Genomic DNA, 12,359 nt, shown 5'->3' with positions numbered 1-12,359 from the left:
CCCGCGGTTGCGACCGACACGCCTTTGGGCTTCAATGGGGGCATCATCGACAGGCCGCGCCCATCATGTCCGACGACAACACCCCGAACTACCGTATCGACGTCACCGCGAAGTCCTTCTACCTCGAGGACCAGTCCCGCCCCGACGAGGATGAGTATGTCTTCGCCTACCGGATCACCCTCACCAACACCGGCAACGTCACCGCCCAGCTGATCAGCCGCCACTGGATCATCTCCGACGGCAACGGCGACGTGCAGGAAGTGCGCGGTCTCGGCGTGGTGGGCGAGCATCCCGAGCTGGCGCCCGGCGAATCCTTCGAATACGCCAGCGGCTGTTCGCTGCCCACGCCGGTCGGCTCCATGCGCGGCACCTATCAGATGGTGGCCGCCGACGGCGAGAACTTCGAAGCGGAGATTCCCGAGTTCGGCCTGGCCGTGCCCAACGTGCTGCACTGACCCGACACCGGTCCGGGGCCATGTCGCTCAAGCGCAGCTACACCGTCATCGCGCCCCTCTACGACCGGGTCATCGCCGGCGCCACCCGCAACGCCCGCCGGATCAGCCTCGCCCCCCTGGCGGAAGTGCCGCCCGGCGAGGTGCTGGTCGCCGGCGTCGGCACCGGCCTCGACCTGCCCCATCTGCCGTCCATCCACACCTATGTCGGCCTCGATCTGACCGAGGCCATGCTGCGCCGCAGCCTGCGCCGGGCCGGCACGCACCGCTATCACGCGGTGCTGGGCAGCGCGCTGGCCCTGCCCTTCGCCGACGACCGGTTCGATCACACCGTGCTGCACCTGATCCTCGCCGTCGTCCCCGATCCGGCCACCGCACTGAGCGAGGCCCTGCGCGTCACCCGCCCGGGCGGCACCCTGTTCGTGTTCGACAAGTTCCTCCGCCCTGGCCAGCGCGCCTGGCTACGCCGTGCGCTCACGCCCCTGTCCATGCGCATCGCCACGCGCATGGACGTGGTTCTCGAAGAGGTACTGGCGCAGGTGCCGGCTGCGGTGCTCGAACGGGACGAGCCGGCACTGGCGCGCGGGTGGTTCCGGCGGGTGCGCCTGCGTCGCGTCTGAGCGGCCCGGCCGCGTGACTGCGGCGAACAGACCCTAGCTGCGCAGGCTGAAGCGGATCGGCACGAGGGCGAAAGCTTCCACCGGTTCGCTGCCGCGATGGGCCGGCACGAACCGCCACTGCCTGACCGCGTCGACCGCCGCACCGTCGAGCAGGTCGTGCCCGGAGCTGTGCGCCACCGCGGTCGACACCGGTCGCCCCTCGACGCTCACCCGCACCCGCAAGACGACGCGCCCCTCGAGGCCGCGTCGGCGTGCCGCCAGCGGATAGACGGGTTTCGGATTGGCCAGGTAGGCCAGCCCGAACAGGGGCGGCACCAGGGGCGGGGGCGGTGCTTCGGCAACGCCAGCGGGATCGCCTGGCGGCATCGCGCTCGCACGCGTCGCCGCCCCGCCTTCCGGCGCAGTCTCCAGCACCCGCTGAACGACCGCGGCCGCAGGGGGCTGAGGCTTCGCCTGCGCAGACGCGTCGCCAGCCTGCCGCCGGGGCGGTGCGGCATGGGCATGCGCCGGCCGCATGGGCTTTCGCCTCGGCTTCGGCACGGTGGCGTGTTGCGCCGGCCGGGCCAGCAGCGGCCGGGCATCGACCGCCGGTGCGGCCTCCGGCGGCACGCTTGCGGTCTGGGCCGGTGGTGGTGGCGGTACGGCGTCGGCGACACGCCGATCCGGATCGGCGGAGGCAGGCACCAGCCGCACCGCCAATGCCGTGGGCCGGGCGTCGGCATGCGCGTCGCCGCGCCGCGCCAGCGGCACGATGAGGAACGCCGCGTGCACCAGCACGGACAATCCCAGGGCGGTCTTGAGCCGGGGCGACATCAGAGGCGCCCCTTGAGGCAGACGAAGGCGTCGCGGGTCCAGCGGCGCGCCCGGCAGTTGTAGCAGGAACGCGGCTCGTCGGCGACCCATTCCCCCTCGTCGTCGGCCCGGAAGGCGTCGCAGGCCGCCGCCACACGGGCGGCCTGGGCGAAGTCGTCGTGACCGCCGGCGAATTCCTTCAGGGGGATCTCGGGCGCCCGGGCTTTCATGGCTCGTGGGCCCTCAATAGGCCTTCAGTTCCTGATTGCTGCAACTTCGCCAGCGGGTCGGCGCGCCCGGCTCCGAAGCGGTCACCAGCAGCACCGAGCGCCCCCCCAGCAGCACCGTCTTGACCTTGCGGCCCAGCGCAATGGCCTCGTCCGCCGGCACGTCCGCCCCATCCACGGTGCGCACGCAGTCGACCTCCGGCATCGCCAGCAGCGCCGCCACGCCCATCGTGGTCGCGGCCTCGGGCAGGCCGAGGCTGCCGCGCATACGCCCGTCGTCGCCGCTCAGGCGCAAGCCCGCGCCGGCGAGCGCGCCGATGACCCCCTGTCCGGTGCCGCCATGCTCCGACAGATGCACGCCAAGCTGGCGCGCCAGGCCATAAGCCGCGGGCATGGTCAGCACTTGGCGTTTGGCGCTCAGACCGAAGTCGATCAGCGTCGCCGGGTCTTCAAGCGCGTCGAGATCGACGACGCACAGCCCCGGATCGGAACCGGGTGCCGCCGTGTCGCGCAGGTAGGTCGCGGCCATTGCGGTCGCGTCGCCGAGGCGCTCGTCCGTCAGATCGGCCTCGAAGCACATGGCGCTGTTGTGCGAGGTGTAGGGAATGTCCGGGTGCACGTAGAGCTGGTGCCGCGACACGAAGCGTGCCGAGCCCCAGCCGTGGGCGGCGATGCGATCCGCGATCGACGCCGCCAGCTCGCCCGTGCCGGGGCTGTCCTCGTTGTCGGTATCGTCGATGCTGATCAGCACGCGCATCGATCGCCTCCCGCCATCGTCACGCCGGACTCAGAGCCCATATTCGATCCCCGCATAGACGAATCGCCCGGGTTGCGGCAGGCCGTAGGACGTCTCGTAGTCTGCGTCGAACAGGTTGCGTGCGCCGACGTAGATGGACGGTCCCTTGGTGCCGATCCGTTTGCCGAGCTTGAAGTTGACCAGGAAGATGTTGTTCAGGTCGGCCTTCTGCGTCGGCGTGGAGCGGCTGTAATGCACCTGGTCGTTGATGGCGACCCCCGCGATCTGCCCGCGCCAGCCGGCGCCGAAGTCGTACAGCGCCTCGAGCGCGAACTTGTGATTGGGCCGGTACTGAAGCTCCTTGACGTCGGCCCCCGAGGACAGGTTTTCGGACTTCGTGTAGGTGTAGCTGCCCCGCAGCTGCAAGGCGCTCCCGAAGCGGGTCTGCCCTTCCACTTCCACACCATGGAAACGATAGTGATCGAAGTTGGCGTAGAGCCCGGTGTTCTCGTCCTTCTCGATGTAGTTGTTCACATCGTTGCGGAATGCGGTCACCGAAATACGGGCGGCGTCACCGAGGCGATGGGTCAGGCCCAGCTCCTTGTTCCGCGCCACTTCCCGCTCGAGTGACGCGTCGCCGCTGGTGGCGTCGTACAGCTGGCGGATGGTCGGAAAGCGCACATGCCGCGACAGCGCGGCGCGTACGCTGGTGCGCTCCGTCAGAAAGCGCTCCACGCCCACGAGGTAACCGGTGGCGCGCTGGTTGTCGCCTTGATCCTTGCGTTGGCGGTAGTGACTGTAGCCGAGCGTCACATTCGTGTTCTCGATCGGGGTGACGGAATATTCCACGGCCAGGGAATGCACGGTGATGTCACGGGATGCGTCAATCGTACGGAAACCGTAGGTGGTTCCACCACCGCCGCCGCCACCGCCGCCACCGCCGCCACCGCCGCCACCGCCGCCGCCGCCGCCACCGCCACCACCACCGCTGATCGCGAGGTCATGCTTCAGGCCATTTTGCTGCCATTCTTCACGACGCCCATCCAGCGCAACGGTGACCTTGCCGGCCTCTTCCGCGTCGTAGCTGAGCTGAGCATGCGCGCCGGTGATCGTGGTCTCGTCGTCGAGCAGGTAGGTGTTCTTCTGGCTGGGGTCACTGACGGTGCTGTACGTATTGTCGTCGTAGACGTTGTCGCTCTCGGTCTGGTGGTTGTAGTACAGCCAGCCACGACCGGCCCAGGGGCCGCCCGGCGCATATTCCGCGCTCAACTGGACATTGTCGGCACGCTGATCCTCGTAACGCTCGTATTTGGCCCGGCTGGCGAATGGATCGGTGGAGGCATCGAGCGTACTGGGCGGCACGCCGAACTCGCCTTCGCTGTGGCGCAGGGTCAGGCCAAACAGCCAGCTGTCACCTGCGCTCAGGCCCAGGTTGCCGTAAAGATTCGTCCGTCGCAGGCCACTGTTTTCGCGCAGGCCACCATCTTCCAGCGCGGTACTGTCGAACGCCTTCGACAACCGGTAGCCATCCCGATTCTGGGACGACACGCCGACGTAGTAGTCGAGCACGCCACTGGCCCCCGACAGCGACGCCCAGCCGCGGGTATCGCTGTCCTGGCCGATTTCGACGCCGGCGCTGCCGATATGCGGGCGCCCCGACCCCTTGCGGGTGATGATGTTGATGGCGCCCCCCAGGTCGCCATCCCCGTAGAGCATGGAACTGGAGCCCACGCTGAGCTTGATCCGGGCAATCTGGTCGACCGGAACGAAGGTCGGATCGAAGCCGCCGTCGAAGGTCGAATTGGCAGGAATCCCGTCGATCAGCAGCTTGATGTGGCGGCTTTGCAGGCCCCGGACCTGAATCCGCGGCGTTCCCTCGCCGCCGATGCGCACATACACACCGGGCAGCAGCGACAGGGCATCGTCCAGGGTGCGCGCGCCACTGCGCTGGATGTCCTCGGCGGTCACGGTGCGCACGGTGGTGACACGCTCCACGCCGGGCCGCGCCCCCGACACAACGACCTCGCCGGTCTGGAACTCCGGCAGTGTCTCGGCACAGACCGGCAGGACGGGCATCAGCATCAGCGCCAGGGCAATGGGGCGGAACATGGGCAAGGCGACGGTTGTTTTCATTTCTCTAGGGCAAAGCGAGGTGGATGGACGAACGCGACCGCGGCGCGGCAAACCGGCGCCGACTCGGCATGTCGCACGGAAAAACTTCAGGAGGTCGAGCGTCGACGCGCCGAGGACTGCCACAAGGCGGCGGCGACGGCGCCGCCGACGAGCGCAAACACCATGTGCATCGCGATCACGTAGATCAGCGCCTGACCGCCATGCGCCTGGGTCACGCCCGCCATGAGGCCGACCGCCTGGACCAGCGGTTTGGTCGCGAAGGCCAGGGCCGCCATCCCGGCCAGCGCCGGTACCGAGGTGTGCCAACGAACCGGGGCGACCCTCCACATCAGATCGAGCGCCAGCGCCGGCACCAGGTAGTACAGCGGCGTCAGCGGATTGTGGAATCCGATCGCAGGCACCATCGCGGTGACGGCCGCGCCGATCGCCACGACTCCCGCAGCCCACCGGTAAGATGCCCCTTGTCGTGCGATCACCAGCAGCGCCATCCATTCGAGGCCATGGTGACCGGGCAGATTCAGGGGGATCCGGAATGTCGCGTGCGCAATGACGGCGAGCACACCCAGACACAGCAGCACCACCGTGGAACGCTGACGCAGGAAGTCTCGCAGACCGCTGGCATCCGCAACGCCAGCAGGAGAGAATTGAATCGATGCCATCGTCTCCGCCTTTTGGAGTAGTTGTTGTTGCTCCACTCTAGTCGTTACGATTTGCATCAACAATAGGCAAATATCTGCATATTATGAGCGTTGACATCCGACTCACGGCCACCTGGCAGGTCGGCGACTCGACCCTGGATCTGAAGGCGTTGGCGCAGATCCTGTCGGCCATTGTGCATACCGGCACCGTTCGCGGCGCGTCGCAGCACCTGGGGTTGTCATACCGTACGGTGTGGGGGCGTCTCGAAGCGGCCACGGCCGCACTGGGCCAAGCCCTCATCGTGAAAAGCCGGGGGCGCGGCAGCGAACTCACCCCGGCGGGACGCGCGTTGCTTACCGAGATCGAGTCCCTCGAATCGCAGCTGCATGCTGCCGTAAGCGGACAGGCCGAAGCGACCGAACGCCGGCTGCGTCATGCGTTCGGCACGCCGCAGCCGGCGCTGCGTCTGGCGTGCAACTACGACATGGTCCTCGATGCCTGCCTGAACGCGGAGGCACTCGACGGCTGGTCGGTGGCCACCATGGGGGCCAACAAGGCCATCGCCGCTCTGCTCGCCTCGCAGGTGGACTTTGCCGGCTTCCACCACCCCGAGGGACAACCGTGGCCTCCAGGCTGGGGCGCCCTGCAGAACGCCGACACCTTTGTGCTCGTGCCGGTCATGATGCGTGAGGTCGGCCTCATCGTCGCCCGGGGCAATCCGCTGGACATCCGCGGCATCGACGATCTGACCCGGGCCCCGATCCGCTTCATCAACCGCCAACGCAATGCCGGCATGCGCACCTGGTTCGATGCCCTGTTGCACGAACGTGGCATCCACCCTCGCCAGATCAACGGGTATGCCCGGGAAGAGTTCACCCACCTGGCGGTCGCCACCGCGGTGGCCGCCGGCGCCGCCGACGCCTGCTTCACGCTCCGCGCGGTCGCCTCGGAACTGGCGGTGGATTTCGTGCCGATCGGTTGGGAACGCTACTTCATCGCGGGGCGCACCGCGCTGGCAGCGGATCCTCGCCTCACCCACCTGATCGACACCCTGGCCACGGCCACGGCGCATCACCCGGGGTACGTGCCGGCCCCCGGTGCCGGCGGCGACGGATGCCTGCCGACAGCACCGGGGACGCCTCAGCTACGGTAATCGGCGTTGATCTTCACGTAGTCGTAGGAAAAGTCGCAGGTCCACACCGTGGCTTCGGCCTCGCCGCGGGCCAGGTCGACGGTGACGGTGATCTCGGCCTCGGCCATGATCCGCGCGCCGTCCTCCTCCCGGTAGCTGGCGGCGCGACCGCCACGTTCGGCGACGAGCACATCACCGAGCCAGACCTTGAGCCGGCTCACGTCCAGGTCATCGATGCCGGCGTAACCGATGGCGGCGAGAATGCGGCCGAGGTTGGGGTCGGAGGCGAAGAACGCGGTCTTCACCAGCGGCGACTGGCCGATGGCATAGGCCACGGCGCGGCATTCCTCGCGCGAACGCCCGCCCTTGACGGCAAGGGTCATGAACTTGGTGGCGCCCTCGCCGTCGCGCACGATGGCCTGGGCCAGCTCGATGGCCACGCCGATGACCGCCTCACGCAGGGCGGCCCAGGCGGCACCGTGCTCGTCCTCGACGACCGAGTTGCCGGCCTTGCCGGTGGCCATGAGGATGAAGGAGTCGTTGGTGGAGGTGTCGCCGTCCACGGTGATGCTGTTGAAGGACAGGTCGGCGGCCTCGACCACCAGCTTGTCGAGCAGCGCCTGGGAGATGTTGGCATCGGTGGCCATGAAGCCGAGCATGGTGGCCATGTTCGGCTTGATCATCCCGGCCCCCTTGCTGATACCGGTGATGGTGACGTCCTTGCCCTCGAGTTCGATCCGGCGGCTCACACCCTTGGGCGCGGTGTCGGTGGTCATGATGGCATGGGCGGCATCGAACCAGCCGTCGCCGCGCAGGTCGGCCACGGCCCCGGGCACGCCGGCGGTGAGGCGATCGATGGGCAGGTGCTCGAGGATGACACCGGTGGAGAACGGCAGCACCTGCTCGGGGGCGATGTCGAGCGCCTTGGCCACGGCCACGCAGGTGGCGCGGGCATGGACCATGCCCTCTTCGCCGGTGCCGGCATTGGCCACACCGGTGTTGATCACCAGGGCACGGATATCGCCCGCGGCCAGATGCGCCTTGCACACCTGCACCGGCGCCGCGCAGAAGCGGTTCTTGGTGAACACCCCGGCCACGCGTGCACCGCTGTCGAGCGCGAACACGGTCAGGTCCCGTCGGTTGGCCTTGCGGATGCCGGCCTCGGTGACGCCGAGGCGGACGCCGGCGACCGGATGCATGTGATCGGGTTGGAGGGCAGGCAGGTTGACAGGCATGAGCGGCTCCGTGGATCGGTGAATGCAAAAGACGGCGTGCAGCCGTCAGGGACGATCATACCGCCACACGAACCGATCCGGATGAATTGAAGATGACGCCGGCGCCGCTCAGCCGGCGCTCGGGCGCAGCGCCTGGACCGCCATGGTCATGTGCTGGACGAAATGGGCGACCGCGAAGTAGCTCTCATCATCGATCTGACCCGGCGTGTCGCGCTCGGCATACACCAGCCCGATGCACCGCCCCTGGCCGACGAGAGGTGCCATGCAGAACGGCCCCGCACCCACCACGGCCTGCAGGCGCCCGCGGGGCCTGTTCGCGCGTATCGGTTTCAGGGTCGCGAACACCTGGTCGATGGGATCGTTCGCCACTTCACCCAGGGTGAACACGAACTGCCGGGCCAAGCCTTCGCTCTGGCTGCCCAGGGCGTACTTGCCCACCACCTGACGCCGGTTGGGCGTCACCAGCGCGACGATGACGCGATCGAAACCGACCCCGTGGAGGATGCCTTCGCAGGCCAGATACACGACGTCGGCAAAGTTCGCCCCCGACATGATGCGCACGGACAGCTCACGCAGGATGTTCAGCTGCCGCTCGGCGGGGGACTCCGGCGGCGCTTCGACGACCGGAGGCGCCGGTGCCCGGGCTTGGCGCTTGGGCGATGGAATCGCCTCGGCCGCCTCACCGGCGCCATAACCGGCCGCCAGATGCGCGGCTTCGGTGGCCAGACGCTCCAGTTCCTCGTTCAGATCCGCCGCCGGCAAGCCGACGAAACGGGCGGCCTCGGCTATGGCCTCGTGCATGGCCGGGCTGTCCCAGCCATGGCCCACCGCCTGCGCGATGGCATGACCGAGGCGGATGGAGGTGACCAGCGCCGACGGGCGCGGTGACGAATCGAAGGATTCGATGAGCAGGCTGCCCAGACGCCATTCGCGCGCCAGCTGAACCGTGAGTTGACGCAAGCGAAACCCGAGCACCACCTGCTGCGCCGACTGGATCTTGGCATCGTCGGCGACCGCACCCAGTTGCTCGTCGAGCACCTCGGCCTGAGAACCGCCGAAGCACCAGAAGGCCATTTCGCCCACGCGGGCCAGCAGCGCGGCGATGAACACCTCCTCGGCACGCCCTTCGCCATGCATGCGCGCCAGTCCGCGGGCCACCGTGGCGGCGAAGAAGCAGCGCGCCATCTCCTGGGTCACCCGGCCACGCACGCCGCCCCTGAGCAGGGCGTCGACCAGGGCCAGCCCCACGGCCATGTCGGCCACGGTATCGAAACCGAGCACCACGATGGCCCGGCTGATGGTGCTGACGCCGTGATGGGAGGCGTTGAAGTAGGCGCTGTTGGCCAGGCGGAGCACCTTGGTGGTCATGGCCTGGTCGCGCAGGATCACGCTGGCGAGCCGGCTCGCGGAGGCGCTTTCGTCGGTGACGATACTGCGCACCGCGTCGACGATGTTGCCGAACGCGGGCATGTCCTGTTCGCGAATGTGCGCGATCCAGCCGCTCAGGCCGCGGGGCGGCTCGGCCGGCAGTGGCGGAATGTCTTCGAAGTCGAGTTCCGGGTGCATGACACGATTTACGGCAGCCGCGGCAACGGCTTAAGACGCGCCCGCAAAGAAAACGGCGCCCGCAGGCGCCGCTCTCCGGTCAGGCCAGGCGGCCGTGACAGTGCTTGTACTTCTTGCCCGAACCGCAGGGACAGGGTTCGTTGCGGCCGACCTTGGGTCCGGACTCGATCGGCAGCGCCGTGGTGTCCGACGGCTCGCCCGAAAGCGCCTCGTCGTAGTCGGCATGGTGGTACTGCACGTTGCCCACCTCCGAACGCGGCTCGGTGTCCTCCAGCGCGGCCTCGGTGCGCACCTGGACGGTCATGAGCAGGCGCGTCACCTCGGTGCTGACCTCGTCGAGGAGGCGCTCGAACAGTTCGAAGGCCTCGCGCTTGTACTCCTGCTTGGGATCCTTTTGCGCGTAGCCTCGCAGATGGATGCCCTGGCGCAGGTGATCGAGTGCCGCGAGGTGGTCGCGCCAGTGCGAGTCGAGGCTCTGGAGCATGACGTTGCGCTCGAACTGGTGCCAGGCGGCCGGATCGACGAGTTCGACCTTGGCGGCGTACTGCTCGTCGGCAGCCTTGACGATGCGCTCGGCGATGTCGTTGTCGTCGATGTTCTGTTCCGCGGCGACCCATTCGCCCACCGGCAGCTTGAGACCGAACTCGCCCTCGAGCGCCTTCTCCAGCGCGGGAATGTCCCACTGCTCTTCGACGCTGTCGGTCGGCACGTAGAGGCGGAAGGTGTCGTGCAGCACCCCCTGGCGCATGGCGGCGATGGTCTCGGAGATGTTCTCGGTCTCGAGCAGCTCGTTGCGCTGCTGGTAGATCACCTTGCGCTGGTCGTTGGAGACGTCGTCGAACTCGAGCAGCTGCTTGCGGATGTCGAAGTTGCGCTGCTCCACCTTGCGCTGGGCCGACTCGAGCGAGCGGGTGACCATGCCGTGCTCGATCGCTTCGCCCTCAGGCATCTTGAGACGCACCATGATGGCGTTGAGACGCTCGCCGGCGAAGATGCGCATGAGCGGATCCTCGAGCGACAGGTAGAAGCGGCTCTCGCCCGGGTCGCCCTGGCGACCGGAACGGCCGCGCAGCTGGTTGTCGATGCGGCGGGATTCATGGCGCTCGGTGCCGATGATCTTGAGCCCCCCGGCGGCCAGCACCTGATCGTGCAGCGACTGCCACTCGGACCTGAGCTTGTCGATGGCCGCATTGCGCTCGGCCTCCGACAGGCCGGCGTCGGCCATGACCACGTCGATCTGCTTCTGCACATTGCCGCCGAGCACGATGTCGGTCCCGCGGCCGGCCATGTTGGTGGCGATGGTGATCACGCCCGGGCGCCCCGCCTCGGCCACGATCTGGGCTTCCTTCTCGTGCTGCTTGGCGTTGAGCACCTGGTGCGGCAGCTTGGCCTTGGTGAGCAGGTCCGACAGGTATTCGGACGACTCGATGGAGGTGGTGCCGACCAGCACCGGCTGGCCATGCTCGTGGCAGCCCTTGATGTCTTCGATGACCGCGTCGAACTTCTCCTTGGCGGTGCGATAGACCTTGTCGTTCTGGTCCTTGCGCGCCATCGGCCGGTTGGTGGGGATCACCACCGTCTCGAGGCTGTAGATGTTCTGGAATTCGTAGGCTTCCGTGTCCGCCGTGCCGGTCATGCCGGACAGCTTCTCGTACATGCGGAAGTAGTTCTGGAAGGTGATGGAGGCCAGGGTCTGGTTCTCGGCCTGGATCTTGACGCCTTCCTTGGCCTCCACCGCCTGGTGCAGCCCTTCGGACCAGCGCCGGCCCGGCATCAGGCGTCCGGTGAATTCGTCGACGATGATGATCTCGTCGTTCTGCACCACGTACTGCTGGTCGCGGTGATAGAGCGCATGCGCCCGCAGCGACGCGTAAAGGTGGTGCATGAGCAGGATGTTGGCCGGCTCGTACAGCGAGGTGCCCTCGGGCAGCAGCCCGCGCTCGGTGAGGATGCGCTCGGCGTTCTCGTGGCCCTCCTCGGTGAGCAGCACCTGATGGCTCTTCAGATCGACCGTGTAGTCACCCGGCTCGATCACCTCTTCCTCGTCGCCCTCCTGTTTCTTGAGCAGGGGCGCCACGGCGTTCATCTTGACGTAGAGGTCGGTGTGATCCTCGGCCTGGCCGGAGATGATCAGCGGCGTGCGCGCCTCGTCGATGAGAATCGAATCCACCTCGTCAACGATGGCGAAGCTCAGCGTGCGCTGCACGCGGTCGCCGGCTTCGTACTTCATGTTGTCGCGCAGGTAGTCGAAGCCGAACTCGTTGTTGGTCCCGTAGGTGATGTCCGAGTGGTAGGCGGCCTGCTTGCTCGCCTCGTCCATCTGCGAGAGGTTCACCCCCACCGACAGCCCGAGGAAGTTGTAGATGCGCCCCATCCATTCGGCATCGCGGCGGGCCAGGTAGTCGTTGACCGTGATGACATGAACGCCCTTGCCCGCCAGGGCGTTGAGATAGGCGGGCAGCGTGGCCACCAGCGTCTTGCCCTCACCGGTGCGCATCTCGGCGATCTTGCCGTAATGCAGCACCATCCCGCCGATGAGCTGGACGTCGAAGTGGCGCATGCCGTGCACCCGCCGGGCCGCTTCGCGGACCACCGCGAACGCTTCGACCAGCACATCGTCGAGCGTGGCGCCCTGGGCGAGCCGTTCGCGGAACTCGCCCGTCTTGGCCTGCAACTGTTCGTCCGTCAGGGCCTGGATCTCGGATTCGAGAGCATTGATGGCGCGGACGGTTTTCGAATACTGACGGATCAACCGATCATTTCGGCTGCCGAAGACTTTCTTGAGTAGGCCGGAAATCATGTTTTGGGGGCGGCAAATCGGGCAAAA

Annotated in this window: 11 protein-coding genes; 3 read left to right on the top strand and 8 right to left on the bottom strand. The window is 67.5% G+C overall.

Going from position 1 to position 12,359, the window contains the following annotated elements; genetic code table 11:
* Positions 1–65 precede the first annotated feature (65 nt).
* Positions 66–455: a Co2+/Mg2+ efflux protein ApaG gene (gene apaG / locus G3580_RS04990; protein WP_173764215.1), complete on the top strand. Its 390-nt coding sequence runs from the start codon at positions 66–68 to the stop codon at positions 453–455.
* 20 nt (positions 456–475) lie between these two features.
* A complete protein-coding gene (locus G3580_RS04985) occupies positions 476–1,072 on the top strand; it encodes a class I SAM-dependent methyltransferase (protein WP_173764214.1) in 597 nt (198 codons plus the stop codon).
* A 33-nt stretch (positions 1,073–1,105) separates the two neighbouring features.
* Here the strand turns inward: G3580_RS04985 and G3580_RS04980 are convergent, their stop codons facing one another.
* The 5 genes from G3580_RS04980 to G3580_RS04960 all read right to left on the bottom strand — a co-directional run bounded on the left by G3580_RS04980 (position 1,106) and on the right by G3580_RS04960 (position 5,619).
* Positions 1,106–1,885, bottom strand: coding sequence for an energy transducer TonB (locus tag G3580_RS04980; RefSeq protein WP_173764213.1), 780 nt, complete (start codon positions 1,883–1,885; stop codon positions 1,106–1,108).
* Positions 1,885–2,094: a hypothetical protein gene (locus G3580_RS04975; RefSeq protein WP_173764212.1), complete on the bottom strand. Its 210-nt coding sequence runs from the start codon at positions 2,092–2,094 to the stop codon at positions 1,885–1,887. Before G3580_RS04975 ends, G3580_RS04980 begins: the two co-directional genes overlap by 1 nt.
* A 13-nt stretch (positions 2,095–2,107) precedes the next feature.
* Positions 2,108–2,848 (bottom strand): hypothetical protein, encoded by a 741-nt coding sequence (locus tag G3580_RS04970; protein WP_173764211.1) that lies wholly within the window; start codon positions 2,846–2,848, stop codon positions 2,108–2,110.
* Between the two features lie 30 nt (positions 2,849–2,878).
* Positions 2,879–4,960 carry a TonB-dependent receptor gene (locus G3580_RS19790; RefSeq protein ID WP_217424604.1) on the bottom strand — a complete coding sequence of 694 codons (2,082 nt, stop codon included), beginning with the start codon at positions 4,958–4,960 and terminating at the stop codon, positions 2,879–2,881.
* Between the two features lie 86 nt (positions 4,961–5,046).
* Positions 5,047–5,619: a hypothetical protein gene (locus G3580_RS04960; protein ID WP_217424603.1), complete on the bottom strand. Its 573-nt coding sequence runs from the start codon at positions 5,617–5,619 to the stop codon at positions 5,047–5,049.
* Positions 5,620–5,702: 83 nt separating this feature from the next.
* Here G3580_RS04960 and G3580_RS04955 point away from each other — a divergent pair, with 83 nt between their 5' ends.
* Complete coding sequence (locus G3580_RS04955) at positions 5,703–6,752, top strand: substrate-binding domain-containing protein (RefSeq protein WP_173764209.1); 1,050 nt, start codon at positions 5,703–5,705, stop codon at positions 6,750–6,752.
* On the opposite strand, the gene argJ is transcribed toward G3580_RS04955, so the two are convergent.
* From argJ to secA, 3 genes are all read right to left on the bottom strand, one after another.
* Positions 6,740–7,966: a bifunctional glutamate N-acetyltransferase/amino-acid acetyltransferase ArgJ gene (gene argJ / locus G3580_RS04950; protein WP_173764208.1), complete on the bottom strand. Its 1,227-nt coding sequence runs from the start codon at positions 7,964–7,966 to the stop codon at positions 6,740–6,742. The two genes, G3580_RS04955 and argJ, sit on opposite strands and share 13 nt — an antisense overlap.
* Before the next feature lie 108 nt (positions 7,967–8,074).
* Positions 8,075–9,532: an HDOD domain-containing protein gene (locus G3580_RS04945; protein WP_173764207.1), complete on the bottom strand. Its 1,458-nt coding sequence runs from the start codon at positions 9,530–9,532 to the stop codon at positions 8,075–8,077.
* A gap of 79 nt (positions 9,533–9,611) precedes the next feature.
* The gene (gene secA, locus G3580_RS04940; RefSeq protein ID WP_173764206.1) at positions 9,612–12,332 is read right to left on the bottom strand and encodes a preprotein translocase subunit SecA; all 2,721 of its coding nucleotides are present in this window, start codon (positions 12,330–12,332) and stop codon (positions 9,612–9,614) included.
* Positions 12,333–12,359: the final 27 nt, after the last annotated feature.

The organism is Nitrogeniibacter mangrovi (genome assembly GCF_010983895.1).
Lineage (GTDB): Bacteria > Pseudomonadota > Gammaproteobacteria > Burkholderiales > Rhodocyclaceae > Nitrogeniibacter > Nitrogeniibacter mangrovi.
Note: the sequence above shows the minus strand (reverse complement) of the source record. Positions and strands in the feature narration are given on the sequence as shown.